Below are 25,876 nucleotides of genomic sequence, written 5' to 3' on the forward strand. Positions count from 1 at the left end.
CGGCGCGCCGCGGTTGGCGCGGCAACGTCGGTAGGCTTCAGTCAGGACGTCTTCGCGGCACACCTTGTCCCACAAGCTGTAGAACCGGTAGGCTGCTTCGCTCTTGGCTTTCGCCCGTAACGCACTCCGTAGGATCCGAACCGAATCGAGCGGGGTTCCTAGGCTCAAGCCAATCCCCAGGCTCTTCCCACTTTGAGCGTTCGCATCGGAACAGAGGGCCTTCGCTCCACCAGCGTTACCCGGCTTCATCACTACTACGCCCCCATCCGCCATCCGCAGCGGCCGACTCCACCCCTCACGAGGTCGTCGTTGATCAACTGCCGGTCGATCACCACCACGGACTTCCCTTGTTGCACGGTCGATCTGTACCCATGCGTGCTGCCACCACTACCCCGGTGGACGCGGCGCCTGCTCTTCACGCTCACTTCGGCGCCGCCAACGGCCTTCCCCGTTGTTATGGCGGGTCGGCATCCACGACGACTTTTCGAGGCCTGCTCAGTGTTCACTCACGTTGCGGCCCGCATGGCCTGCTGGCCTCCTACGAGGCCTTTTCAAGCAGTGCTTCAGCCCATTCGTTACCTCCTGGACCGCTCCTTGTGCTTCCGGCCGGAGCGCGAGTTGGCCGGGTCGGACTTTCACCGACGGATCAACCGTGCCTTGACAAGGCACACACAACAACCACCTGGAGCAGCAGATCAAGCCCTGGAAGCTGGGTGCGAAGAACTGGCTGTTTGTCGGCAGCGAGCTTGCCGGCCAGCGCGCGGCCGTGGTCATGAGCCTGGTGCAGTCGGCAAAACTCTCCGGGATCGATCCCTGGGCCTACCTGCGCGACGTGCTGGCACGCATCCACAGCCATCCGGCCAGCCGCATCGACGAGCTGCTGCCGCATCGCTGGCGCCCGTCCTGACCGGCCCCATTGGCCGGCATCACTACTGCCTGCCACACACGGGGCTGGCATCGTTGCGGACTTCCCTGAACAGATCAACGTGGTGTCGCCGGACGCTCACGGCCAACCAGCCCAAGCTGCATGAGGCCATGCGTGAGCAAGCGCGGTCTCGCCCGGCCGCCGACTTCGCCTATGAGTGCGATACCGGGCAGCGCAACCGCATCGAGCAACGTGAGGTGCGGGTGTGGGCTTTGCCGCCCAGCAGCGGCACCGAACCTTGGCACGACCACTTCCACAGCCTCGTCGAGGTGCGTCGCTCCACCGAGGTGTTCGACCCGTCCAAGCGCGGCTTCGTCGCCCGCGCGCAGGCCCCGGCGTACTACCTGAGCACCCTCAGCAGCGAAGTCCCGGCCGCGGAGTTTGCCTGTCTCGTGCGTCAGCACTGGAGCATCGAGAACGGCCTGCATCACGTGCTCGACGCCACCATGGCCGAGGACGCCAGCCGCATCCGCCGCAACCCCGGCGTCTTCGCCTGTCTACGCCAGTTCGCCCTGAATCTGCTGCGCGCCAACGGCGAACACAACATCTCCCAAGGGCTGTGGCGCAACGCGCTCTCGCTCGAAAGAGTACTCAACTACACCGGGGTGCGAGAGCAGTGAACGGCCCTGGACGGCGCGGCCAGAGCGTTGACAGTATCCAGGCAGCGGCATGCTCATCGAGCAAGCGGCGCTGGGATCCATGTCAAGTACGACCGCGACAGCGATTCGTGATTGGAGTTGTGTCCAACTGCGCGGCGACGTCGTGATAGAGCAGAACCACCGAGATTGGGATTCAATCCTGCAACTTGGCTTCGTCGATACCGCTGCGAAAATCGGCGAATGTCTGATCCACATGACCGGCCTTTTGTATACCTGCTGATTTCCGGTGCAATCGTTTTGATCGTGGCCATGGTTTACGGCGCCTACCTGCAAGTCCGCGACCGCAGGCTCAAACGCGAGCGTCGCGAGCAGCGACGCGCCCAGAAGAAGAAAGGCAGGCGTCCTTTGCGGTGATGACGGAGGTCGTTATCGGAGTCGGTACCAGGCGGAACTGCAGTCGTTGATGTTGACCTGATACACAGCACCCATGTCAACGGCCAAGCCTGGCGGCACGAGCGCGACGTAGCGATTGACGAATTGGTGTCCCCCATCGCTGTACGAGACCACTGCAAAGCGCCTTTGCGTGTCAGCGGCGAACTCGGTACGACAGTCCTTGACGATGTGCGGGATCGGCTCCGCACCGACTTTGGCCTGTACCACCCGCGTATGGCGCCATCCCCGGTCAAAGGCGTCCTTCATGGCGGGCGGGTCCGTGCAGCCATGCAGCAGTGCCAATGCCATGCACGCTCGAAGCATGGCAAGCCAGCGCGATGAGCGCGAATTGGCGGACGTATTCATGTAGTTCGAGGCTCCGCACAAGATCACGCAATACATCCCAGGCGGCCGGATCCGGGCGACCAGGCGCAGGACATTTTCGCCTGTCTGGTGCTCTCTGAAGCCCAATGCCTCTGATCTGCACCAGGCCACGGGTCCACTGGAGTCTGCGCGTGCGCGCTATCGGACCCGGTACCACCTGGAACTGCAGTCCTTCACGTTGACTTGGTAGATGCGTTCGACCTTGACCGCCTGATCTTGCGGCACGGCAGCGACATAGCGGGCAAAACCTTGGGTGCCATCCCGATACGACAACAGCGCAAATCTTCTCGACTCGGTCACGGAGGCCTGCGTACGGCAGTCGTTCGCGAGGCTCCGAATGGCTTCGTCGCCGATGCTTGCATCCACGACACGGGCCTCGCGCCAGCCCTGTTCATAGGCGTCCTTCGCTGCAGGAATGGCCGAGCAGCCTTGAAGCAGCGCAGCGGCGAGCGCCGCAAGCACTGCTGTAGGTTGACGCGAAGCGCCGAATATGGTCATGGACATGGTCTTTTCCTTCTTTGGGAGAGCTGTGCAATCAACCACTCGTTGGACGTACAAAGGCTTGCGACACCGTTGTTTCGGAATTGGTTGCCGGCTGCTTGAAGCCCAGCAGGCGCAGCGCGTTAATCACGACCACGAGCGTCGATCCCTCGTGGAACAGCACCGCCGTGCCGATGTTGAGGCCCAGGATCGTCAACGGGATCAACACCGCCACCACGCCCAGGCTCAGCCACAGGTTCTGCCGGATGATCCGGCTGGTCTGGCGCGACAGCCCGACGGCAAAGGGCAGCTGGGACAGGTCGTCCGCCATCAGCGCAACGTCAGCGGTTTCCAGCGCCACGTCCGAGCCGGCTGCGCCCATCGCGATGCCGACGGTCGCGTTGGCCATGGCGGGCGCGTCGTTCACGCCGTCGCCCACCATCGCCACCTTCCCGGCGTTGGCGCGCAGCGCCTGGATGGCTTGGACCTTGTCCTCGGGCATCAAGTCCCCATGCGCCTCGGTGAGTCCAACCTCCCGTGCCACGGCCTCGGCAACGCGCTGGTTGTCTCCCGAGATCATGATGAGCCGGTTGATGCCCAGCCGCTGCAGCGCGGCCGTGACCTCACGCGCCGCCGGGCGCGGTGTGTCCATGACACCCAGCACCCCGAGATACCGGTCGCCATGGCGCACCAGCATGGTGGTGCGTCCCTGAGCCATCAGCCGCTCGTTGTGCTCGCGCAGCTCGGCGGGCACGACCGTGCCACCGATGTCCTCGAACAGCGCGGCCTTGCCGATGTGAACTTGGCGCCCATCGACAATGCCGGTGACGCCGCGGCCGGTGATGCTTTGCAGTCCCTGCACGGCAGGCACTGCATGCCCGGCACCCAGTGTCTTGCGCGCGCCAACGACCACCGCGGCCGCCAGCGGATGGTCGCTGTGCTCCTCAATGGCCAGGGCCACAGCCAGCAGTTCCTTCGCCGGCACGCCTTCGGCCGGAACCGCGTCGGTCAGGCGCGGCTTGCCTTCGGTGAGCGTCCCGGTCTTGTCGAAGGCCATAGCGGTCAGCGTGCCCAGGTTCTCCAGCGGTCCGCCGCCCTTGATCAGCACGCCACCGCGCCCGGCGCGCGCCACACCGCTGAGCACCGCGCTGGGCACCGAGATGGCCAACGCGCAAGGGCTGGCCGCTACCAGCACTGCCATCGCACGGTAGAAGCTGGCGGAAAAAGGCTCGTCCACCACCACCCAGGCGAACAGCAGCACCGCAACCGTGGCCAGCACCACCGGCACGAAGATCCGCTCGAAGCGCTCGGTGAAGTTTTGCGTCGGCGAGCGCTGGGATTCGGCTTCCGTCACGAGCCGGACCACGCGGGCCATGGTGGACTCGCTGGCCTTCCTGGCCACCACCACCTCGATAGCACCGGCGCCGTTGATTGTGCCGGCGAACACACGGTGCTGCGCGGGCAGTTTGTCGAAGGCGCTCAGCGCCGCCTGCGCATCCGGCACCGCTCGCTTGTCAACGGGCATGCTCTCGCCTGTGACGGGTGCTTGGTCCACGCTGGTCTGACCCGCCACCACAAAGCCGTCTGCTGGCAGCCGCTCATTGGGCCGCACGACGACCACGTCGCCCACCTTGAGGTCCGCGACATCGACTTCCACGGTGGCGCCATCGCGCTTGACCAGCGCCCGCTCGGGTGCGAGCTTGGCCAGGGCCTCGATGGCGCGGCGTGCCCGGCCCATGGCGTAGTGTTCGAGCGAGTGCCCCAGGCTGAAGAGGAACAGCAGCAGTGCGCCTTCAGCCCACTTGCCCAGCGCCGCGGCGCCGGCCGCGGCCACCAGCATCAGCGTGTCGATTTCGAAGCGCCTGGCCCGGATGTTCTCGATGGCCTCGCGCGACGTGAACCAACCGCCCAGGACATAGCCCACGACGTAGCAGGCAGTGCTGGTGGCGGTGCCAGCCAGTTGCCAATGCTCGACGACCCACCCGGCGAACACCGCCACACCGGCGAACAGGGCGAAGATCAACTCGGACTTTTCACCCAGAGGTCCACCATGCGCGTGCCCCGCATGCCCATGCGCCTTGTCCTCGTGCTCATGCGTGTGCCCGGCGTGTTGTCCGGCGCCATGGCTGGCATGGCCATGCCCGTGCCCGTGCCCGTGCCCGTGCCCGTGCCCGTGGCCGTGTCCGTGTCCGTGTCCGTGGCCGTGGTCGTAGTCCTCACGGTGAGCATGAGGTTTCCCAGGAGCGTGAGGCGTTTCAGCCTCGATGCCCAGTGCCTGGAGCCGCTGCCGCAACGCCGGTTCCTCCAAACGCTGTCTGTAGAACTCCACACGCACCGCGCCGGTAGGCGTCACCTCGGCTTCCAGCACCCCTTCCAGCGCCTGCACCCTGGCAGCGAGGGTGCGGGCCGCGCGCGCATGCATCGAGCTCGTTTGCAACACGAGATGCCCGATGCGGTCGGTCAATTGCGCGCCCGTGGCCCGCGCCAGCTCGCGCACGCGCGGCAATGCGATGACCTTCGGGTCGTAGTGGATGCACAGCTGCGGCGTGTTGTCCGCTTCGGTGATGTGCGCTTCGCTGATGCCGTCCTTGCCCTTGAGCGTGTCAACCAGTTGTGTCACACAGCGATCTCTCACCTGCGGCACCTCGGGCAGCAGCAATGGCAGGTCCAGCTTGAGCTTGAGCGTTTCAGACATCCTGATTTCCTGACTTCATGACGACTGCACGGGTGTGACGACGCGCACCGCGCCGCGGCGCGGTGCGGCCGTTGAATTGCGTGGGCACTGGCTCATCTATGCCTCCACCGCCATCTCGATGACGAGAAACAGCAAGAACCCGACGAAGAAGGCGCTGGTCGACCACGGTGTCTCGGCCACCTCGTGGGCTTCAACCAGCAGTTCTTCCGTCACCAGGTACAGCAGCGCGACGATGCCGATGCCCAGCAACACGGCAAACGCAAACGGCGGCAAGGCACCGAAGAAGAGGCGTCCCAGCATTGCGGCGAGGCACAGGATCAGCGCCAGTCCCGGCGCCGCGGCCAGCGCAGCCGCGCGGCCCGCGCCCGAGCGGGACATCGCCGCGCTGACCGACAGCGCCAGGAACAGCACCTCCAGGGTGAGCGCAATGGCGAGCAGGACACCGGCTTTCTCACCTGCTGCGAACGCCATGCCGAGCACCAGCCCGTCGATGAGCAGGTCCAGCGCCGTGATGGCCAGCATCCCTGCTGGGAAACGGCGCGCCTGCTCGCGCTTCTCGATCGCGCCGGCCAGCCGGCGCACCAGCAGCATCAGCGCGATGCCCAGCGTGAAGCCGATCACGACCGGCAGCGCCGCCTCGGTCCGTTCCTTGGGCAGCAGCTCCAGCGCCGTGGCCGCGAAGACGATGCCTGCGGCAAAGTGCTGGATGACGGCCGTGAGCGCTTCGGAAGGTGGCCGCCAAGCGGCCCACGCGCCGCCCGCCGTGGCCACCGCCAGCGCCGGTAGGGTGTAGAGCAGGACAAGCAACGCGGGATGCATGGCTCACCCGATGGGCAGGGCCTGCTGCACGTCCGTCACGTACACCCAGCCCGCGCGCGGCTGCCCGGTGCGGCCGACCTGCCGGATGATGGCCACCAGCTCATCGACGTGGGGCTCTTCGCACAGCAACTCCAGCTTGTACTCGTTGACCACCTCGTCGCCGATCTCGATCGAGTAGTGCTTCTCCCGTTCGTCGATCGGCACCAGCGAGCCCTTGACGACGTAGACCGTGAGGTTGTGCTGCCCGCCGTCGGCCGCGCCCCAGGCCGCCGAGGCCTTGAGCGCGGCGATGACCTCGCCGATGCGGTGTGCGTGCACATAGGCCTTGATTTCCTTCATTTGGTCTCTCCTTGCGCCGTGGTCGCAGCGCCGGCACGCCGCTCGGCGCGACCTTCGGCCCATTCGTACATCAGGGGCAGCAGCAACAAGGTCAGGGCCGTCGAGGTGAAGAGCCCGCCCACCACCACGGTTGCCAGCGGCCGCTGCGTCTCGGCCCCGACGCCGGTGGACAGCAGCATCGGTACCAGGCCCAGGATGGCGACGGAAGCCGTCATCAGAACGGGCCGCAGCCGCAGCGCCGCCCCTTGCCGCACCGCGTCGCGCAGCGCCAGGCCCTGCTGCCGCAAGCCGTTGAGGAACGACACCAGCACGATGCCGTTGAGCATGGCCACGCCGAACACCGCGATGAAGCCGATGGCCGAGGGCACCGACAGGTACTGCCCGGAGACGAACAGGCCGACGACGCCGCCGATGACGGCAAAGGGCACGTTGGCGATGATCAGCGTGGCATGCCGCACCGAGTTGAAGGCGGTGTAGAGCAGGATGAAGATCAGCCCGATGGTCAGCGGCACAATCAGCGCCAGGCGGGCCATGGCGCGCTGCTGGTTCTCGAACGCGCCGCCCCATTCGATCCAGTAGCCCGCAGGCAGCTTCACCACCTGCTTGAGCTTGGCGTCCGCTTCCTTGACGAAGCTGTCCACGTCACGGCCCTGCACGTCCATCTGCAGCACCGCGTAGCGCTGCAGCGCCTCGCGGCGCACGAAAGAGTAGCCTTCGTCAAGCTCGATGGTGGCGACCTGCGAGAACGGCACCAGGGCGCCGCTGCTGGTGCGGATGGGAATCGCGGCAATGGCCGAAGGCGATGAGCGGTACTCATCGGCCAGGCGCACCGCGATGTCGAAGCGGCGCGTGCCTTCGATCAGCGTCGAGACGGTGCTGCCGCCAATGCCCGACTGCACGACCTCCAGGATGTCGTCGGCATTGAGCCCCAGGCGTGCCGCCGCGGGGCGATCCACCTTGACCACGAGCTGCGGCTTGCCCTTGTTGGCCTCGGCCGAGAGGTCGGCCACGCCCGGCACGGTCTTGAGCGCGGACTGGATCTGGCTGGTGAGCCGGTCCAGCGTCCCCAGGTCCTCGCCGTAGAGCTTGAGGGCCAGCGTCGCGCGCACGCCGGAGATCAGCTCCTCCACGCGCATCTGGATCGGCTGTGTCGCGCCGAACACCGCCGTGGGCACGGTCTCCTCCAGCGACTCCTGCATCTGGCGCCCGAGCCCCGTGTAGGAAAGCTTCTCCGGCCACTCGCTCTGCGGCTTGAGCTCCAGCAGCACCTCCATGTAGTTGACGTCGGCGGTTTCGCCTTTTTCGGCGCGGCCGATGGTCGCCAGCACGGTCTTGACCTGCGGAAACTGCCGGCGCAGCTCCGCATCCACCGCCTTCGACACCCGGATCGACTCCTCCAGCGAGGTGGAGGGGATGCCGGTGATGCGGAACATGATCGAGCCCTCCTGCAGCTGCGGCATGAACTCCTTGCCCAGAAACGGGAACAGGGCGAGCGAGGCCAGCAGCAGCACGACGGCTGCGCCCACCACCAGGCGCTTGCGCTCCAGGGCCCAATCCAGCAGCGGCAGGTACAGCCGCTTGGCCCGGGCCACCAGGAAGGTGTCACGCTCCTGCTTGGGCTTGAGGATCAGCGCCGCGAGCACCGGCACGAGCGTGAGCGACAGCAGCAGCGAGCCGGCCATGGCGAAGGTGATGGTCAGCGCCATGGGCTTGAACAGCTTGCCCTCCAGGCCGCTGAGCGAGAACAGCGGCAGGAACACGACGATGATGATCAGGATGGCGAACGCGATGGGGTTCACCACCTCGCGCGCGGCCTGCAGGATCAGCTGCGTCTTGTGCACCGGCCGGCCCGACTCGCGCGTGTGCGCCAGCAGCCGGAAGGCGTTCTCCACCATCACCACGGCGCCGTCGACCATCATCCCGGTGCCGATCGCCAGGCCCGCCAGCGACATCAGGTTGGCCGACAGGCCGAACTGCTGCATCAGTACGAAGGCGATGAGCATGGCCAGCGGCAGCGTGACGATCACGACCACCGCTGAGCGGATCTCGCCCAGGAACAGAAACAGGATCACGGCCACCAGCAACGAGCCCTCGACCAGCGAGCTCTCGGCGGTCTTGAGCGCCTTTTCCACCAGCTCCGTGCGGTCGTAGACGGGGTTCAGGGTCACGCCCTTGGGCAGCGCGGCCTGCGCGGTGGCGAGCTTGGCCTTGACCGCGTCCACCACGTTCTTGGCGTTCTCGTTGACCCGCGCCAGCGCCATGCCCAGCACGCTTTCCTCGCCGTTGCGCGTGACGGCGCCAAAGCGCATGGCCGGCGCCTCCTTGACCTGCGCCACGTCGCGCACGTGGATCGGTGCACCGTTGCGCTCGGCCACGATGACGGACTCGATGTCGGCCACGCTGGCGACCAGACCCAGGCCTCGCACCAGGTACTGCTCGGCGCCGACGTTGAGGTACTGGCCGCCAACCTGGCGGTTGTTGGCCGCCAGCCGCTCCATCACCTCCTTGAACGACAGCCCGTACTTGATGAGGCTTCGCGGGTCGATCTGCACCTGGAACTGCTTTTCCTGGCCGCCCCAGGAGATGACGTCATCGACGCCGGGCGCGGTGCGCACGATCAGCCGCACCGTCCAGTCGTGCAGCGTGCGCAGGTCCATCGCCGAGAGCTTCTTGTCGGCCGAATCGATCGTGTACCAGAACACCTGGCCCAGGCCCGAGCTGTTGGGGCCCAACACCGGCTCGCCATAGCCCTGGGGCAGCCGTTCCTTGGCCTCCTGCAGCTTCTCGCCCACCAGGCGCCGGGCAAAGTAGATGTCCACGTCGTCCTTGAAGTAGACGCCGACGTAGGACAGGCCGAACAGCGAGACGGAGCGCACTTCCTCGACGCCGGGCAGGCCGGCCATCGCGCCCTCGATGGGCGCGGTGAGCAGCTTCTCGACGTCCTCGGCCGCCAGGCCCGGTGACTCGGTGTAGACGTTGACCTGGATCGGCGTGACGTCCGGGAAGGCGTCCACCGGCACTTGCTGGAAGGCCCGCACGCCCAGGCCCACGATCACCGCAAAGGCGACCAGCACCAGGACCTTGTAGCGCAGCGAGGCATCGACAATCGCATTGAGCATGGTCTGACGCCTTCCTCAATGCTCGTCGCTGATCTGCGACTTCAGCAGCCGGGCCTTGAGCGCGTAGGCGCCGGCCGTGACGACCTCGTCGCCGGGCTGCACGCCGGACTTGAGCACCGTGCGGCCGCCGAGCTTGTCGCCGGGCTCCACCGGCCGCGGCTCGTAGCCGTCCTTCTCGCGCACGAACACCGTCGGCTGCCCCTGCAGCAGCAGCACAGCGGCGTCGGGGACGCTGAGCACGTCTTGCCTGGTCTGTCCGGTCTGGATGCTGGCCGTGGCGAACATCTCGGGCTTGAGCCGCCCATCCTGGTTGTCCACCTCGATGCGCGCGCCCACGGTGCGCGTGTCCTTGTCGAGCGCGCCGGCGATGAAGCTCACCTTGCCGGGAAAGCGCACGCCCGGATAAGCCGTGACGGTGACGCTGGCCGGCGCGCCCACGCGCACCCTGGCCAGCAGGTCTTCCGAGAGGTTGGCCTCGATCCACACGCGCGAGAGGTCCGCCACGGTGAACAGCGCATCGCCGGGCCCGGCGAGCTCGCCGATGGTCGCCTTCTTCTCGATGACGGTGCCGGCCAGCGGCGAGCGCAGCTCGAAGCTGGCGCTGGCCCGGCCGGCGCCTTGTGGCGACGCGCCGAGCAGCCGCAGCTTGTCCTCGGCCGCACGCAACTCGGCGCGGGACTTCTCCAGCTCGGCTTGCGCGCGCAGGTAGTCCTTCTGCGGAATGATCTCCTCGGCCACGAGCTTGCTGGCGCGGTCGAAGTCACTCTGTGCCACGCGGTGCGAAGCCTGGGCCTGCTGGTAGGCGGACTGCGCTTCGCCCAGGGCCACGCTGTCGAGCACGGCCAGAGTCTGCGCGGCGCGCACCTGGTCACCGAGCTTGGCCACGATCTGCGTGAGGCGGCCTTCCACGCGGGGCGCGACGTGGGCGAAGTGGTCTTGGTTGGCGCGGATGGTGGCGGTGACGGTGACGACGTCGGCCTGGGCCTGGGGCTGCAGCGCCTGGACCTGCAGCCCGGCGCGCTGCGCCTCCTCGGCCGACAGCTTGATCAAGGAGCTTTCTTCGGCCTGCGCCTGCGCCTTCTCGTCCTTCACGACAGGCTGCTCGTTCTTGGGGCCGCCACAGGCGGACAGCAGGGCAGCCGCGGCCAGCGCAACGAGCGCTCGGCGACCACCGGGTTGCATCAGGTTCTTCATGGTCTTCTTTCTCAAGGCTGGCTCGTCCAGCCGGCGGTGGCTTCCAGCTCGGCCCGGGTGGCGTGGTAGTCCAGCAATGCGTCGATCAGGTCGCGGCGAGCGTCCAGGGATTGCCGGGACGTGACCAGCAGCTCCAGCAGCCCGATCTGGCCTACCTCGCGCGAGCGCAGCGCCAGGCGCTCGTTGTCGGCCAGCGTGGGCAGCACCAGGCGCTGCAGCCGCTCCACGCGGAGTTGCAGGCTCTGCAGCCGAGACCACAGCGCCTGGACCTGGGCGGGAGCGTCACGCTCGGCGGCGCGGCGTTCCACCTGCGCCTGAGCGAGCTCGGTGCTGGCCTGGCCGATGCCCGCGGCGTTGTGCTTGAACAGGGGCAAGGGCACGGACAACGTGACGGTGGTCAACCGCTCGCGCGCATCCAGCGGCCCTTCGCGGCCGACGTTGACTCCGACGGTGACGTCCGGATAGCGCGCGGCACGTTCGAGCCGCAGCCTCGCCTGGGCGCTTTGCTCACGGGCCTGGAGCGCCTGCAGCCGCGGCTGCGACAGCGCGGCCTGCAGCAGCTCGTCGCGCGTGTACGCCAGGGGCGTGAGCTGCAGCTCTCCGGCAGCCTGCGGCAGCTCGGCCGCATCGAGCTGCAGTCCGGCGGCCAGATCGGCGCGCGCCTGCAGCAGCTGTTCCTGGATGCCGCCCAGCGAGTTGCGCGCACGCTCGGCCTCGACCACGGCCACATTGGCATCGAGCCGCGTGTCCTCGCCTGAGGCACGCCGACGCTCGATGGCGCGGGCCGTGTCCTCGAACAGCCGCAACGCCTGGGCTTCCACCTCGACGCGGCGCTGCAGTGCCAGCACGCGGTAGAAGCGTTGCGACACCTCGGCGCGCAGCTGACGCGACGCATCGTCGATTTCCAGCCGCACCGCCGCGAGCGCTTCCTGCGTGGCCTCGCGCCGGTGGCGTCGCTGCCCTGCAATCTCCAGCGACTGCTCGATGCCGGCAGTCCATTCTTTTTGCCGCGGCGCGCCGGGTGGCGCGCTCACGCGGCGGCGCGTGCGCTCGGTCCAGACCTGGGGATTGCTTGCCAGCAACGCCGCAGCGTCGCTGGCCTGGCCTTCAGCCGCCGCGAGCTGCGCCTGTCTCGCCCTGAGCACAGGGTTGCCGGCCTGGGCCAGCGCGAGAGCTTCCTGCAGCGTCAGGCTTCGCCCGGCCGCAGCTGTCGTGGGCATGGCTTCTTGCGCCAGGGTCCAGCCAGGTGCTAGGCACAACGCGGCGGCCAGCGCCAGCGTCTTGTATCGCATCGAATCCTCCAGTCAGGGATGAACCAGGAACAGGACGGATCCGGCGAGCGAGTGCCTAGGGCAAGAGGCCTTGTGCCTTGGACAAGGAAAAAACGCAGCTGCTCGCCGGATCAGGCGGCGAGCAGCCAGTTGGGGCGTTCGGGTGTTCCGGGCGGAGCCGATGAGTAAGGCACGCCGGCAGCGGGATGCTGGGGCGGCGCTGCATGCGCGCAGACGAAGACGGCCACGTCAGGCGGCAGCGACGGGCCACCCAGGTGGCAGACCGGGCAGTCGTTGTCGGCGATGCCCGAATCGGCCTGGGACTTTGCGCCGTCATCGGCCTGGGCCGACTTGTGCACGTGCACGTGGTGGCCGAAATGCTGGGCCGTTGGCGCCGTCTCGTGGCTGCAGTAGGCCGCGGCCGCGCTCCAGACGAACTGGAGCGGCAGCAGCATCAACAGCATGATGACAAGGCGGCGGCGCATGAAATTGATTATAGAGACTACAGGGTTGACGCGGGCATGCGGCGTGCCCGCGCTACCGTGCCACCCTTGATAGCAGCACCCGCGGAATGAGCCTGGATTGTCCGCACGTCTTCTGGCGGCATTGTCATTAAAAAGCTTGTAGCAAGTGTAGAGTCAATGAGCATTTGGAATGCCTGTAATGGTCAGACATGAAGATCGGTGAACTGGCCCAAGCCACCGGCACGCAGGAGGGGACGATCCGCTACTACGAGCGTGAAGGCCTGCTGCCGCAGCCTGCGCGCACGTCCAGCAACTACCGCGTTTACGGTCCCGAGCACGTCGAGCGGCTGGAGTTCATCCGGCAGTGCCGCAACCTCGACATGGCCCTGAACGAGATACAGGTGTTGTTGCGCTCCAAGGATGCGCCGCAGGACGATTGCAGCGCTGTGAATGCCTTGCTGGAGGCGCACATCGGCCATGTCGACCAGCGCATCCGCGAGCTGCGCGTGCTGCAAAAGCGCCTGAGAGAGTTGCGCCAACGCTGCAACCGGGCTCAGCCTGCAGGCGACTGCGGGATTCTCAACAGCCTTGCCCAGGCCAACAGTCCTGCACCCAAGCCGCGGCCACGGCCGCACAGCGCCTTGGCTGACGTTCACAAGCGAGCGCGCGAATGACTTGCCTGCTGTGCGCTGCGTCGGACCGTGCCGTACCCACGTGATTCGCGTTGATCGATGCTGGCTCCATACGGCGACCCAGTCGTGCAATGCAGGCCTCCACGCGAACGGCCCCAGGCGCAGCGCCTTGGAACGAAGCTGCCGGGCAATCCGTCCCCGCGTGGGCTGGAGACGGGGCAAGCGACAGCCCAGGATCTTGGCGCCATGCCGTTCGGGTTCGCTGCCTGCGCATGATTCCAGGCGGGTCAGCGCGGTGGCGCACACGAGCGCAGGCGAGGCCCGTGCGACCAACAGTCGGGCGTGCTACAGCCCTGCGGGCAGCATTCGTGTCGGCAACCATGCCTCGGTGCCGTCAGCGCGCAAGATCCATGACGGCGATCAGGCGGCTCGAAAGCGCCCTTGACCGCGCGCCAGCCTCATCGCCCGTGAACCATCGGTAACGGCTGCCCACAAACCATGTGGAGCCCTGAATCTCGACGAAGCGCACGTCGCCGGCTGCACCATCGATGTCCAGGTTCGATTGCGTTGCATCCCACCACAGGGCGAGCCGGTGCCTGCCGGCAGGCAGCCGGACCTGCACGAGACTCTCGGGCACCGTCGTGATCGGACCGGCACCATCCACGCTGACGTCCACCTGGTTCACGGCATCCGCCCATCGGTTTCGAACGATGAGGAGCGTCAGTGCGCCGGGCTCGGGTTCGAATCGCTTGACGTCAGCCTCCACCTGCTCGGACGGAATGGCGTGCAATGTGCAGGTGGATGTTGGACTCTCGCTGGCTCGGAAGCAATACCTGCCGGATGCGTCGATGTGCCTGGGCTGTGGCGAGGTACATCCCACCAGCAATGTCGCCGCGGCCAACAGCGCTGCAAACGTGCCCGTGCGTTGGAAGGTCATGGAGAGGGACTCCTTGTTGCGCCGTGACGGCGGCTGGCGCTGGCGTGCGGCGACAGTGCCCCGGCAGGTGGCCACGCCGGCCCGCGCGGCTGCCCCGTTCCGACGGCTGCCCGTTCCGACGACTGCTGCTGGCCGCAGCAGACCTGCACATGTCAGCCTCCAGCGGTCACTTGAACGCGAAGCGCACGTTGACGGCCTTCTTTCCCGGCAGCGTGACCGTGGCCACGGCCTTGGTGCCGGCACCTACCTTGAAGTTGCCCTGGGCTTGGAGCTTGTTGTCCCCCGCAGGCGCCAACGTCGTCTCGGTCTTGTCGCTGCCGCTGAGCAGTGTGAGCTTGCCGCTGGCGCCTTGCGTGGCTGCGGGCTTGCCATGGTCGCGCACGTAGAGGATGACGACATCGGCCTTGGCCACCAGCTCGAAGTCCATGTCGCTGGCCTCGACGACGACGCCGCCATGCATCGGCTCGTGGCCATGACCGTGCTCGTGCTCCTGTGCCGCCACGGCGGTGCCCAGGCAGGCCAGCAAGGCAGCAGCGGCCCAGATGCGGTTGAGTTTCATGAGAAGTCCTTTCGTTGAGCGCAGGGATGAAGAATGAAAAGGCCACCAAGCTCAGAAGGCCTCGGCATTGCCGTCGTCGACCAGCCGCTCGGCGTCGCGGCGTCCAAAGAGCCAGAACATGGCCGGAGTGAGGAAGGTGTCGAGCAAGGTCGAGCTGATCAGGCCCGAGAAGATCACCACCGCCACCGGGTGCAGGATCTCGGTGCCGGGCTGCTCGGCCTCGAACAGCAGCGGCGCCAGCGCGAAGGCCGTCACCAGCGCCGTCATCAGCACGGGGCTCAGCCGCTCCAGCGAGCCGCGCAGGATCATGCGGTGGTCGAAGTCCTCGCCCTCAAAGCGCATGAGGTTGATGTAGTGGCTGACCTTGAGGATGCCGTTGCGCACGGATATGCCCGCCAGCGTGATGAAGCCCACCAGGGCCGCTACCGACAGCGGCTGTCCGGCCAGCCACAGCCCCACCACGGCGCCCACCAGTGCCAGCGGGATGTTGGCCATGATCAGCAGGGCCAGCTTCGAGCTCTTGTAGCGGCTGAACAGCACGACGAACATCAGCACGGCCGACACGATGGACAGCAGCCCCACCAGGCGGGAGGCCTCCTCCTGGGCCTGAAACTGTCCGCCCAGCGTCACGAAGTAGCCCTCGGGCAGCTTGGTCTCGGCCACCACGCGGCGGATGTCGGTCACGATGTCCGACAAGGCACGGCCCTGGGCATTGGCCGACAGCACGATGCGGCGCTTGCCATCGTCGCGGCTGATCTGGTTGGGACCGTCGCTATCCTCGATGGAGGCAATCTTGGACAGCGGGATGCGCCCCGATGGCGTCTCGATGAGGATGTCCTGCAGGCCCTGCGTGGAACGCGCCTCCTCGGGCAGCTTGACCACCAGCGCAAAGCGCCGTCCGCCCTCGACGATCTGCGTGACCTTCTCGCCCTCCACGAGGCTTTGCAGCACCGTGAGCACCTGCGGCGCCGGAACGCCATAGCGGGCTGCCGCCGCATAGTCCAGGCGCACCTTGATCTGGGGCGCGAGCACCTGCTTCTCGATTTCGAGATCGGCGATGCCGGGGATCGACGCCAGCCGGTTGCGCAGCACGTCGGCTTGGCCGCGCAGCGTGTCGAGGTCCTCGCCGAAGATCTTGATGGCGATCTGCGAGCGCACGCCCGAGAGCATGTGGTCGATGCGGTGCGAGATGGGCTGGCCAATGGCGATGGCCGCGGGCAGGTTTACCAGGCGCGAGCGGATGTCGGCCTGGATCTGCTGCATGCTGCGCTTGATCTCGCCCACGGGCTTGAGGCCCACGTCGAGCTCGCTCACGTGCACGCCCTCGGCGTGCTCGTCAAGCTCGGCCCGGCCGCTGCGGCGCCCGACGTGGGTCACCTCGGGCACCTGCTTGACCAGCACTTCGGCCTGGCGCGCGATGTCGGTGGATTGCGCCAGCGTCACGCCGGGATTCAGGCGCATGCCGATGAGCAGCGTGCCTTCGTTGAACGGCGGCAGGAAGGTGGTCGCGAAGAAGGGCACGGCCACTGCCGCAGCCAGGACCGCCACCGCACCCGCGGCAACCGCAGCGCGAGGCCGGTTCAGGACCTTCTGCAGCGCGTTGCCGTAGCGGCGCTTGAGCCAGGCCAGCAGCCGGGTGTCGCCATGGTCGAGCGACTTCATGCGCGGCAGCAGATACAGCGAGAGCACCGGCGTGACCGTCACCGACACCACCAGGCTGGCCAGCGTCGAGACGATGAAAGCGATGCCCAGCGGCACGAACAGCCGCCCCTCCATGCCGGGCAACGCAAACAGCGGCACGAACACCAGCACGATGATCACGGTGGCGTACAGGATCGCCGAGCGCACCTCCATCGTTGCACGCGCCACCACCTCGATGGGATGCAGCCGGTGCTCGTGATGGCGGCTGCGATCCTCCTTGAGCCGACGCATCACGTTCTCGATGCCCACGACCGCGTCATCCACCAGGCCACCGATGGCAATGGCCAGGCCGCCCAGCGTCATGGTGTTGATCGACAGCCCGAAGTAGCGGAACACCAGCGCGGTGATGAAGATCGACACCGGAATCGCCACCAGCGCGATCACCGTCGTACGCACGTTGCCCAGGAAGAGGAACAGGATCACCGCGACAAAGGCCGAGGCGGCGATGAGCTTGCCCTGCAGCGTGTTGATGGAGGACTCGATGAAGCTGGCCTGGCGGAACGTCACGCGCGGCGCCTGCATGCCTGCGGGCAGCGAGCGCTTCATCTCGTCGAGCGCGGTCTCGATCGAGCGGGTGAGCTTGATCGTGTCGGCGGTGGGCTGCTTCTGGATGCCCAGGATGACGGCGGGCTGGCCCTCAAAGCCCGCGTCGCCGCGCCGGATTGCCGGTGCGAACGCCACCTGCGCCAACTGGCGCAGCAGGATCGGCTGGCCGTCCCTGGCCGTCAGGGCCAGGTTCATGAGGTCATCCAGGCTGGAGGTGCGGCCCAGGTTGCGAATCAGGTACTCGCGCCCGTTGAGCTCCAGAAAGCCGCCCGAGGTGTTGGCTGAATAGTTCCTCAGAGCCGATTCGAGCTGGTCGTGCGAGATGCCCAGATCCGCCATGCGGCGCGTGTCGGGCTGGACCTGGAACTGCCGCACTTCGCCGCCGATGGGAATGACCTGCGCCACGCCAGGGATCGCCATCAGCCGCGGCCTCAGCACCCAGTCGGCGTACTCGCGCACGGCCATGGGCGTGATCCTGGACGGGTCGATCGGGATGGCGATTTGCATGATCTCGCCCATGATCGAGCTGATCGGCCCCATGCGCGGGACCACGCCGGCGGGCAGCCCTTCCTCCATGGACGCCAGGCGCTCGGACACCATCTGCCGTGCCCGGAATATCTCCGTGCTCCAGTCGAAGGTGACGTAGAGGAAGGACAGGCCGGCGCTGGAAGTGGAGCGCACCGACTCCACCCCCGGCAGGCCGTTCATGGTGGTCTCCAGCGGGAAGCTGATGAGTTGCTCCACCTCCTCGGCGGCCATGCCGCCGGCCTCGGTCATGATCGTGACCGTGGGCTTGTTGAGGTCGGGGAACACGTCCACCGGGGTGCGCGAGAGCGTGAAGGCGCCATAGGCCATCAACACCAGGCTCGCGATGATCACCAACAGCCGGTTGGCCAGGCTGCTGTTGAGAAGCCACTTGAACATGCGCGGCGCTCCGTCAGCGGACCTGGTTCACGAGCGTCGCGCCTTGCGTCACGACCCGATCGCCGGCCTTGAGCCCCGTCGTTGCCGCCAGCGTGGCGCCGTCGAGCGGCTGCACCGTCACCACCCTGGGCTCGAAGCGCTCGGGCGCCGCCTTGACCCAGACGATGCTCTGGTTCGAGGGGTTCTTGACCAGTGCGTCCGCGGGCACGGGTACGCCCTGGACACGGCTGCGGGTCTGCACGACCACCTGCACGGGCTGCCCGACCGCCAGCGCGGACAGTGCGGCACCCTCGGCACGGAACATCAGGGGCAGCGCCTGCTCGCGCAGCGAGCGCGATGCGCCGACGAACGTCAGCGGCACCGTCTTCCCGCCAGCCATTAGGAACGCCGTGTCCACGTCCGAGGCCACTGCGGCGTCAAAGGCCAGGGCTTCCACGCGCAACCGAGACGGATCCACCACCTCGAACACCAGTTCGCGCGCGTCCACCACCTGGCCGCTGACGGCGTTGGCCGAAGCAATCACGCCCGACACGGGAGCCAGCAGCGCGTCGCGCCCGGAGAGGCCGCCACCGATGGCTGCCATGCGCGCGCCCAGGCTGGCCACCTCGCTTTCGGCCACCTCGATCTCCTTGCGCGGCACGGTGTCGGCCAGCTCCTTGAGGCGAGCCAGGCGCTTGGCCGCCAGATCGCGGCCGGCTCGCAGTTCGGCCAGCTGCGCCGCTTGGTTGGAGCGCTCGATGGCGCTGGCCGAGGGCACGACGTAGGCCAGCACGTCGCCCTTGCGCACTGGCTGGCCCACGGAGGGCAGCCCGCGCGGGCCGGGCTCCAGCCTCCCGGCCACCAGGGCCTGCACCATGCCTCCGGCGTTGGGGTCCATCTGCACGCGGCCCGCCAGCTCCAGCGCACGGGGCAGTTGCCCGGCCTGGGCCACCGCCGTGCGCACGGCCATCTGGCGTTGCGCGGGCTTGGGCAGGAAGACGCTCCCGTCGGGAAGGCGCTGGGGACCGCTGGCGTTGATGGCTGGAGCAGCGTCACCGTGGTCGTGTCCGTCGCCAGCCCGTGCCAGCGATGCGGCCAGCGCCAGCGTCAGCAGCACGAGTGCGGAGTGAATGCGGGCGATGCGCTTCATGCAGCGGCTCCGGTACGGCTGCGACGGCCGGTGGCGTAGCGCCGCCAGCCCCAAGCCATGGCGCCCAGGGCGCCCAGCACCCCGGCCACCCAGCCGGAGGCGCTCTGCCAGTGGCTGGCATTGCCCTGCTCGGCATGCTCGTCGGCGTGCAGGTCCAGCTCGCCGGCGAGCAGGTCCGTCACGGCGCCCGCCGTGACGGTGGCCGTTACCGGGGTGGCGCCGGGCTGCAGCGGCTGCGCCAGCGTCGCCTCGAACTCGCCTTCGGCATGGGGTTGCACCTTGATCTTCTGGCCACCGATCTCGACTTCCAGTTGGGCGTCCTTCACTGGGCTGTTGCTGTCGGCATGGTCCAGGTAGAGCGTCAGGTGCGTGCCGTTGACGACGGCCACCAGCTCGAAATCTTCGGAAACGGCGGCGAAGCGCGGCAAGGCCGGACCGGTGGCCGCGGGCGGTGCATCGCCATGGTCATGGCCGTCGCCGGCCTGCGCGGCCGGCACGGCCAGCAGTGCAAGGGCTGCCACGAGGACAGCCGCAGACTTGTGGATTCGAGGGGCGTACATGACGGAAGTCCCGGGATATCGTTGCGGGGAGTGCGTGCGGATAGGGGAGTGTTGTGACGGGTGCATGTCGCAGCACCTCACTCGGGCAGCAGGCCCATGGCCTGGCGCCATTGCGAAAGTGCCTGTGCCAGCTCAATGCGCGCGCGCGCCTGCAGCCGCTCGGCCTCGAAGGCCTCCAGCTCGACGCGCAGCCGGGTCGGCAGGTCCGCTTCACCAAGCCTGAAGGCCTTGTCGATGAAGCCGCGCGTCTGCTCAGCTAGCGCCGCGCGCTGCGCGGCCGCTTCAGCGACCTGGCTCGCACCGTCCATACGGGCCTGGGCTGCGGCAAGCTCGCCCTGCAGGCGCTGCTGCTCCACGGCCAGCGCGCTCTCGGCCTCGATCCGTTCCGCGCCGGCTGCCGCCACGCGGGCGCGATGCCGGCTGTCCGATCCGAAGGGAATGCGCACGCCGACGGTGAGCGACTGGCCGTAGGCCTCGCCCAGCACATCGCGCTCGCGCGTGGAGGCCAGGGCGATCTCGGGGTTGGCGCGCCGCTGCACGCTAGCCAGCGCCTGGCTGCGCCGCGCCACTTCGGCACGATCCTGCAGCTCGACCAGCAGAGGGTGGAAGAAGTTGGTGCCGGGGGCGGGCATGGCCTCGGCTGTGTCGGGCAGCGGCTGGGGCAGTTCGATGCCCGCAAGCGCCCTGAGCGCCTGCAGTGCCTGCGCCTGCAACGCGGCAGCTTCAGCCAGTCCGGCCCGCGCCGCGGCTGCCGCTCCCTCGGCTTGGTGCTGGTCGGCCCGGGAGAGATCGCCCGCGTTCACGCGGCGTGCGACGTCAGCGGCGAGTTGCTGCGTGTTGGCCAACCGGGCCTGCGCCAGGGTGGCCTCGATACGGGCACGGTGCACCGTCCACCAGGCCTCGCGGACCTGGCCGGCCAGTCGCAGCTGCGCGGCCAGCACATGGCTGTCCACGGCCTGGCGTTCGGCCTCGGCCACGGCCTGCGTGCGCGAGCGCTCGCCGGGCAGCCACAGCGGCACGGCCACGCCGGCGACGTACTCGCGCCGGCCGTTGTTGCGCATCAGGCGGTCGCTGCGGCCCGACAGCTCCAGCGCTGCCGGCTCGGGCGTCCAGCTGCGTGCCGCTTCGAGCCGAGCATCGGTGGCGTCGCGCCGCGCCGTGGCGCCGCGCGCCTCGGGTTGCCGTTGCCAGGCGCTGTCGAACACCTGCCGCAGCGTGATGGAAGTGCCGGTGGCGTCTTGGGCATGGGCGCCCGGCGCGATGGCCAGCAGGCAGGCCCATGCCAGAGCGGATGCGGCTCGGCCCGCACCCCGACCCCAGGGTCCGAATGTCATGAAGTCTCTCGCAAGCGAAGCGGGCGGCGGCCCGCGTTGTTCTGGTCAGGAGGGACGGAGCAACAGGCCGCTCATGCGGCGCGTCAGCCGGTCACGGCCGGCCTCTTCCGTCCAGAGATCAGATCAGTCACGCGAGAGGGGGGCGCAGCGGATTGTCGGGATCACGCTGCGGGATGAAGTGCTGGCAGATGCCGGGCACAAGATCGGGCCCAGATTGGGTCAACGACGTGGACCAGTCCAGCAAAGCCATCGACCAGCCGTGGCCCTGGCATGTCGAGCAGTCGGCGCCGCAGGACCAGTCCGCAGCGCCGTCGTCGGAAGCGTCACGATCCATGGCTGCCGCTGCGACCTCGTGCACGTGCTCGTGGTGGCCGAAATGCGCTTGGCTGCCGCTCACGCGCTCATGTCCGCAGGCGTTCGCTGCCGCCGCCCAGATCGACTGGAACGGCAGCAACGCAATCAGCAGGACAAGCACGAAGCGGCGCATTGTGCAAGTGTATCAACACCAATATGCCGGCCTCCCATATATGTCTGCGGCAGGTCGGTTTCCTGGTCAGCTGCCCTGCGTCGTCCACTGTAGGCGCTGCTTTTCCTCGGGGGACTGGCTCAGCCGTTCATGGCGCACCTGCTCACGCGTCTTGGTCTGCGTGGCCGCCGGGAACGTGTCCAGCGGCGGGCCTTCGCGGACGATCAGGCCCGGTGCGGCTGAGCGCGCGTCGGCTTGCACCTGCGCTCGGGTCGACGTGCTCTGGGCGTGCTCCGGGTGATAGCTCAAGCCCTGGTCCGTGTTTTCCTGGTGCCATTCGGCATTGGCCATGGCCAGGGCCGGGGCCAGCAGCGCTGCGCCTATCAGCAGGCCGGTGCAATGGGAGCGGGCTTTCATCAAGCTCATGAGGTTCTCGAATCTCGAAAAGTGAGGGAGTTGCGTGGGAATCGAAAGGCGTGGTCAGGGACCGCGAAACATCTCCTGCAGGCGCTGCCGTTCAGCGGCGGACATGTTCAGGTACTCGTTGCGTACCTGTTCGCGCGTCTTGCCTGTCGTCGCGCTCGCTGTGCTTGCCGCGTCCGGCGTGGAGACACCAGCGGCACTGCGACCCCCAGCCCCCGTACTCGTGCTGCCGTGATCGGGCTGGTACCGGTAGCCCTGGTTGTTGTTGGCCGGTACCCAGGGCGAATCCGCCATGGAAACAGCCGGCGCCAAGAGCACCGCGGACAGGGTCGCGACGGCGGAGAGCTTGCGGGTCTTCATGAGGTGCTTCCTTTCGTGACATTGGCCGCTACATCAGCGACCGTGAAAGCACTGTAGAAACCGGACCGGAACACGACGGCGTCACGCAGATGACAATTTCGTCATCTCCTCTCGGGCCAGGCAAGGCTGTTTCGGACCAACGCCGCGTCGTTCTGCGGTTGATGTGCTGTAGGCATGCCGTCCTGGATTGCAAAACCGTCATCAGTCCGCACGCCTGTCGTAACCCCGCGCCATTCAAACTGGACGGCGGGATGACGAAAGGGCAAAGGGCCCGCATCGGCTGCATCCCGTGCAACCAGGAGAACAGCATGAGCTTGCGAGCTTTCAGGACGATCACGCTCGTCGGCAGCATGGCGTTGATCGCCAGCGCGGCAATGGCAGCGAATGACGCAAGGCTGTCCAACGGCAAGTCCATGTACGGAACACCCGTCGATGCCAGGACCGCCATCAAGGAAGTGAATGTCGCCACGACCGGAGCCGTGAACGTGTCATGCGGCGACGTCGTTGCGTTCCGCAACGCGGACAAGACCTTTGCATGGAAATTCGACGTGATCGGCCACCGCGACGTGGACTTGCAAAGCATCGCTCCGGCAGGCTTCGCCAACAAGCCGCTGCGCATTCACGTCGCAACCAACGACATGGAGCGCAACTGACTTTCTGAGGGCTGAGCGCCGGCGGCCGCCATGGCGGTCGTGCAGCATGCGCAATTCAAGGCCGCCGAACCGCGACGCGTCACTGCAACAAGCTTCACGGTGGTGGCTGGAGCCGTGGGACGTCAGGATGGCGTGCCGGCCGCTTTGAGCCATGGAGACAGTAGGGCCGCGAATCGGCAACCGCTGCCATCGACAGTTGCCGTCGTGCGCCGCGACTGTTGCGCAAGGCTCCATGAGCCTTGAGAATGGCCATGGCGCAACTGCCCAGCTCAGTTGGTGCAGTTGCTCAGGGCACCGGCCCGGATCAGGGCGCCGGCTTGCCGCACTGGCCGCAAAACCGGCTGCCCACTTGCAAACCCTTGCCGCATTGCATGCACGCGACATTCAGCGACGTGCCGCACTGAGGGCAGAACTTGCTGCCGGCGGGGGTGGTCGCGCTGCACTTCAGGCAGGCTTGGCCCGCAGCAGCCTGCGGCACCGGGGCAAGGACGCAGCGCTGGCCACTGTCGGCAAATGTGCTGGAGTTGTCGTTGCGGCCGTGACGGCCGCCGCTGTGATGGCCACCACCCTGGTGCTTGCGGCCGTGGTGCCCGTCGAAGAGGCGATCGAAAATTCCCATGCTTCGGATTCCTGTATCTCAAGGTACTTGAACTCCACGTTGCCGCCGACAGCCGAAATCGTTGGACGTCAACCAAGGCTGTAGAGACAGCCGCCATGTCGTCACTGTAGGCACCCGTGCTCGACGCTCGGCGAACGACAGCATGACAATTTCGTCATCTTCCCCAGGACATGAAATGGCGACAATCGCGTCATGCGAATACTGGTGGTCGAGGATGAGAAACGGGTGGCCGAGTACCTGCACAAGGGTCTGACCGAGAATGGCTACGCCGTGGACTTGGCGCACAACGGGCCGGACGGCCTGCATCTGGCGCTCGAGGGCAGCTACGACCTGGTGCTGCTGGACGTGATGCTGCCGGGCATCGACGGCTTTGCCGTGTTGCGCGCCTTGCGGGCAGTGCGTGCCACGCCGGTATTGATGCTCACGGCCCGCGATGCGGTGGACGACCGTGTGCACGGCCTGCAGCAAGGGGCCGACGACTACCTCGTCAAACCCTTCGCGTTCTCGGAGTTGCTGGCCCGGGTGCAGGCGCTGCTGCGCCGTGGCACGCAGCAGCACGCGGAGCTGGACGCCAACCGCTTGCGCCTGGCGGACCTGGAGCTGGATCTGGTACGCCGGCGTGCCACCCGAGCTGGGCAGCGCCTGAACCTCACTGCCAAGGAATTCCTGCTGCTGACCATGCTGCTTCGCCACCGCGGCGAAGTGCTCTCGCGCACCGTCATTGCCGAGCAGGTCTGGGACATGAATTTCGACAGCGACACCAACGTGGTGGACGTTGCAGTCAGGCGATTGCGCAGCAAGCTCGATGACCCCTTCGAGACGAAGCTGCTGCACACCGTGCGCGGCATGGGCTACGTGCTTGAGGACCGTATACCTTGAAGCGGGCGCCGGCGCGGTCGCTGGTATGGCGCCTGTCGGTCTGGTCGGCGCTCCAAAGCCTAATGGGGCTGACGCTAGTGGCGATGGGGGTCTACCTTGCCACCGCCTGGAGCCTTTCCATCCGGGAGCAAGAGACGCTGGAACAACGCCAGGCCGTGGTCGAACATCTGATCGAGGAAGCCATTGCCAATGCCGATCTGGTGACATTGCGCCACAAGCTTGACGACTTCTTCGTCAGCACGACGGGCATTGGACTGCGTCTGGAGCTGCCCGATGGCAAGCCGCTGTACGAGCGCGCGATGCAAGGCAACCACGGTCACACGCGGGCAGCAAGGTTCGAACAGCGTTGGCCATTGGATTTCCAGGGCTCAATCCGTGGTGCACTGACGCTGGACACGTCCTTGGACGACAGTTTGCTGGAACGCCTGGCGGCCATCCTGGTGGTCAGCGCGCTGGGGGGTGCGACGCTGATTTCGCTGACCGGCTCCGTGCTCGTACGCCGCAGCCTCATGCCCGTGTTGGCGCTGTCGCGTCAGATCCGCTCCATCGGGCCTGCCGGTCTGCACGGACGGCTTGACGGCATTGACCAGCCTGAGGAACTGCAACCCGTTGTGGAGCAGTTCAATGCACTGCTGCAAAGGCTGGAGCAGGCCTACGCGCAGCTCGAAGCGTTCAACGCTGACGTGGCCCATGAGCTGCGCACGCCTTTGGCGGCGCTCATCGGCCACAGCGAGGTTGCCCTGAGCCGGCATCGCTCCGTGCAGGAATTGCAGGAAGTCATCGGGAACAACCTCGATGATCTGCGGCGGCTCTCGGGCATCGTCAACGACATGTTGTTCCTGTCCAAGGCGGACCGCGGTGCCAGGGCACGCCGCCTGCCCCTACCCAGCGTTGCGAGGATCGTCAACGAAGTTGTGGAGTTTCATGACGCGGCACTGCACGAAGCCGGTCTCCAGGTCCGGCTGACGGGCGATGCCTCGGGCGCTTTCGACGCGGCGTTGCTACGCCGTGGGCTGTCCAACCTGCTGGCCAACGCCACCCGCTATGCCAGCCCGGGCTCCACCGTGGAGGTGGACATCACAATGCCTTCCCATGACCTCCTGCAGCTGGTCGTGAGCAACACGGGCAAGGACATTGGGCGCGAGCACCTGCCTCGCCTGTTCGATCGCTTCTACAGGGTGGAAGCGTCGCGCGAGCACAGCGACGTCAATCATGGCCTGGGATTGGCCATCGTGGCCGCAATCGCGCGAATGCATGACGGCCAGACCTTCGTGGACTCCCATTCCGGCCGTACAAGCATAGGCCTTCGCCTGCCCGCTATAGCGGTAGCGAGCTCACCAAGTCGCCAGCTTTGACACGAGCCTCACCCAGTACCGATGGGTCGCTGCCGTCGTTGCCCATCATCGCCCGCGCACTGGCGCTGGCGCGGTCCG

At 67.1% G+C, this 25,876-nt stretch carries 25 protein-coding genes and 1 pseudogene; 7 read left to right on the plus strand and 19 right to left on the minus strand.

Annotated elements, in window-relative coordinates; all coding sequences use genetic code 11:
* Nucleotides 1-673: 673 nt before the first annotated feature.
* From H537_RS51845 to H537_RS0135285, 3 genes and pseudogenes are all read left to right on the plus strand, one after another.
* A pseudogene (locus H537_RS51845) lies at nucleotides 674-907 on the plus strand (transposase domain-containing protein); the annotation flags it as partial.
* 53 nt (nucleotides 908-960) lie between these two features.
* Entirely contained in the window at nucleotides 961-1,545 is a 585-nt protein-coding gene (locus tag H537_RS47360) for an ISAs1 family transposase (protein WP_375136352.1), read from the plus strand.
* A 49-nt stretch (nucleotides 1,546-1,594) separates the two neighbouring features.
* Entirely contained in the window at nucleotides 1,595-1,804 is a 210-nt protein-coding gene (locus H537_RS0135285) for a hypothetical protein (protein ID WP_029001648.1), read from the plus strand.
* A 146-nt stretch (nucleotides 1,805-1,950) separates the two neighbouring features.
* On the opposite strand, the gene H537_RS47365 is transcribed toward H537_RS0135285, so the two are convergent.
* The 9 genes from H537_RS47365 to czcI all read right to left on the minus strand — a co-directional run bounded on the left by H537_RS47365 (nucleotide 1,951) and on the right by czcI (nucleotide 12,742).
* Entirely contained in the window at nucleotides 1,951-2,322 is a 372-nt protein-coding gene (locus H537_RS47365; protein ID WP_156902146.1) for a hypothetical protein, read from the minus strand.
* A gap of 156 nt (nucleotides 2,323-2,478) precedes the next feature.
* The gene (locus tag H537_RS0135295) at nucleotides 2,479-2,844 is read right to left on the minus strand and encodes a hypothetical protein (protein ID WP_029001650.1); all 366 of its coding nucleotides are present in this window, start codon (nucleotides 2,842-2,844) and stop codon (nucleotides 2,479-2,481) included.
* A gap of 31 nt (nucleotides 2,845-2,875) precedes the next feature.
* On the minus strand, nucleotides 2,876-5,515 hold the full coding sequence (locus H537_RS47370; protein ID WP_051244329.1) for a heavy metal translocating P-type ATPase: 2,640 nt from the start codon (nucleotides 5,513-5,515) through the stop codon (nucleotides 2,876-2,878).
* 96 nt (nucleotides 5,516-5,611) lie between these two features.
* Nucleotides 5,612-6,334 carry a ZIP family metal transporter gene (locus H537_RS0135305; RefSeq protein WP_029001651.1) on the minus strand — a complete coding sequence of 241 codons (723 nt, stop codon included), beginning with the start codon at nucleotides 6,332-6,334 and terminating at the stop codon, nucleotides 5,612-5,614.
* A 3-nt stretch (nucleotides 6,335-6,337) separates the two neighbouring features.
* Entirely contained in the window at nucleotides 6,338-6,673 is a 336-nt protein-coding gene (locus tag H537_RS0135310) for a P-II family nitrogen regulator (RefSeq protein ID WP_029001652.1), read from the minus strand.
* Complete coding sequence (locus H537_RS0135315; RefSeq protein WP_029001653.1) at nucleotides 6,670-9,792, minus strand: efflux RND transporter permease subunit; 3,123 nt, start codon at nucleotides 9,790-9,792, stop codon at nucleotides 6,670-6,672. Before H537_RS0135315 ends, H537_RS0135310 begins: the two co-directional genes overlap by 4 nt.
* Nucleotides 9,793-9,807: 15 nt before the next feature.
* Entirely contained in the window at nucleotides 9,808-11,001 is a 1,194-nt protein-coding gene (locus H537_RS0135320) for an efflux RND transporter periplasmic adaptor subunit (protein WP_238446928.1), read from the minus strand.
* Nucleotides 10,998-12,278 carry a TolC family protein gene (locus tag H537_RS47375; protein WP_051244333.1) on the minus strand — a complete coding sequence of 427 codons (1,281 nt, stop codon included), beginning with the start codon at nucleotides 12,276-12,278 and terminating at the stop codon, nucleotides 10,998-11,000. The genes H537_RS0135320 and H537_RS47375 overlap by 4 nt, the downstream gene beginning before the upstream one ends.
* Nucleotides 12,279-12,388: 110 nt before the next feature.
* Nucleotides 12,389-12,742, minus strand: coding sequence for a cation efflux protein, CzcI family (czcI, locus tag H537_RS0135330; RefSeq protein ID WP_029001655.1), 354 nt, complete (start codon nucleotides 12,740-12,742; stop codon nucleotides 12,389-12,391).
* A 188-nt stretch (nucleotides 12,743-12,930) separates the two neighbouring features.
* Between czcI and cadR the strand changes: the two genes are divergently transcribed.
* On the plus strand, nucleotides 12,931-13,395 hold the full coding sequence (gene cadR, locus H537_RS47380; protein WP_051244335.1) for a Cd(II)/Pb(II)-responsive transcriptional regulator: 465 nt from the start codon (nucleotides 12,931-12,933) through the stop codon (nucleotides 13,393-13,395).
* Nucleotides 13,396-13,747: 352 nt separating this feature from the next.
* On the opposite strand, the gene H537_RS0135340 is transcribed toward cadR, so the two are convergent.
* The 9 genes from H537_RS0135340 to H537_RS0135380 form a co-directional block, all read right to left on the minus strand.
* Nucleotides 13,748-14,290 (minus strand): hypothetical protein, encoded by a 543-nt coding sequence (locus H537_RS0135340; protein WP_156902147.1) that lies wholly within the window; start codon nucleotides 14,288-14,290, stop codon nucleotides 13,748-13,750.
* 166 nt (nucleotides 14,291-14,456) lie between these two features.
* A complete protein-coding gene (locus H537_RS0135345; protein ID WP_029001657.1) occupies nucleotides 14,457-14,849 on the minus strand; it encodes a hypothetical protein in 393 nt (130 codons plus the stop codon).
* 51 nt (nucleotides 14,850-14,900) lie between these two features.
* Nucleotides 14,901-18,020 (minus strand): efflux RND transporter permease subunit, encoded by a 3,120-nt coding sequence (locus H537_RS0135350; protein WP_029001658.1) that lies wholly within the window; start codon nucleotides 18,018-18,020, stop codon nucleotides 14,901-14,903.
* 13 nt (nucleotides 18,021-18,033) lie between these two features.
* A complete protein-coding gene (locus H537_RS0135355) occupies nucleotides 18,034-19,149 on the minus strand; it encodes an efflux RND transporter periplasmic adaptor subunit (RefSeq protein ID WP_029001659.1) in 1,116 nt (371 codons plus the stop codon).
* On the minus strand, nucleotides 19,146-19,709 hold the full coding sequence (locus tag H537_RS47385) for a hypothetical protein (RefSeq protein WP_043461569.1): 564 nt from the start codon (nucleotides 19,707-19,709) through the stop codon (nucleotides 19,146-19,148). The genes H537_RS0135355 and H537_RS47385 overlap by 4 nt, the downstream gene beginning before the upstream one ends.
* Before the next feature lie 77 nt (nucleotides 19,710-19,786).
* The gene (locus tag H537_RS0135365) at nucleotides 19,787-21,043 is read right to left on the minus strand and encodes a TolC family protein (RefSeq protein WP_051244338.1); all 1,257 of its coding nucleotides are present in this window, start codon (nucleotides 21,041-21,043) and stop codon (nucleotides 19,787-19,789) included.
* A 127-nt stretch (nucleotides 21,044-21,170) separates the two neighbouring features.
* Nucleotides 21,171-21,530, minus strand: coding sequence for a hypothetical protein (locus H537_RS47390; RefSeq protein WP_051244343.1), 360 nt, complete (start codon nucleotides 21,528-21,530; stop codon nucleotides 21,171-21,173).
* A gap of 66 nt (nucleotides 21,531-21,596) precedes the next feature.
* Entirely contained in the window at nucleotides 21,597-21,935 is a 339-nt protein-coding gene (locus tag H537_RS47395) for a DUF4148 domain-containing protein (RefSeq protein ID WP_064736103.1), read from the minus strand.
* 54 nt (nucleotides 21,936-21,989) lie between these two features.
* The gene (locus H537_RS0135380) at nucleotides 21,990-22,292 is read right to left on the minus strand and encodes a hypothetical protein (protein WP_029001661.1); all 303 of its coding nucleotides are present in this window, start codon (nucleotides 22,290-22,292) and stop codon (nucleotides 21,990-21,992) included.
* A 308-nt stretch (nucleotides 22,293-22,600) separates the two neighbouring features.
* On the opposite strand from H537_RS0135380, the gene H537_RS54725 reads away from it, so the two are divergent.
* Nucleotides 22,601-22,945, plus strand: coding sequence for a CzcE family metal-binding protein (locus H537_RS54725; protein WP_169517155.1), 345 nt, complete (start codon nucleotides 22,601-22,603; stop codon nucleotides 22,943-22,945).
* A 304-nt stretch (nucleotides 22,946-23,249) separates the two neighbouring features.
* Here the strand turns inward: H537_RS54725 and H537_RS0135390 are convergent, their stop codons facing one another.
* Entirely contained in the window at nucleotides 23,250-23,564 is a 315-nt protein-coding gene (locus tag H537_RS0135390; RefSeq protein ID WP_029001662.1) for a zinc ribbon domain-containing protein, read from the minus strand.
* A 192-nt stretch (nucleotides 23,565-23,756) separates the two neighbouring features.
* Between H537_RS0135390 and H537_RS0135395 the strand changes: the two genes are divergently transcribed.
* The gene (locus H537_RS0135395; RefSeq protein WP_029001663.1) at nucleotides 23,757-24,443 is read left to right on the plus strand and encodes a heavy metal response regulator transcription factor; all 687 of its coding nucleotides are present in this window, start codon (nucleotides 23,757-23,759) and stop codon (nucleotides 24,441-24,443) included.
* The gene (locus H537_RS0135400; protein ID WP_029001664.1) at nucleotides 24,440-25,798 is read left to right on the plus strand and encodes a heavy metal sensor histidine kinase; all 1,359 of its coding nucleotides are present in this window, start codon (nucleotides 24,440-24,442) and stop codon (nucleotides 25,796-25,798) included. The genes H537_RS0135395 and H537_RS0135400 overlap by 4 nt, the downstream gene beginning before the upstream one ends.
* Nucleotides 25,799-25,876 lie beyond the last annotated feature (78 nt).

The organism is Azohydromonas australica DSM 1124 (assembly GCF_000430725.1).
Lineage (GTDB): Bacteria > Pseudomonadota > Gammaproteobacteria > Burkholderiales > Burkholderiaceae_C > Azohydromonas > Azohydromonas australica.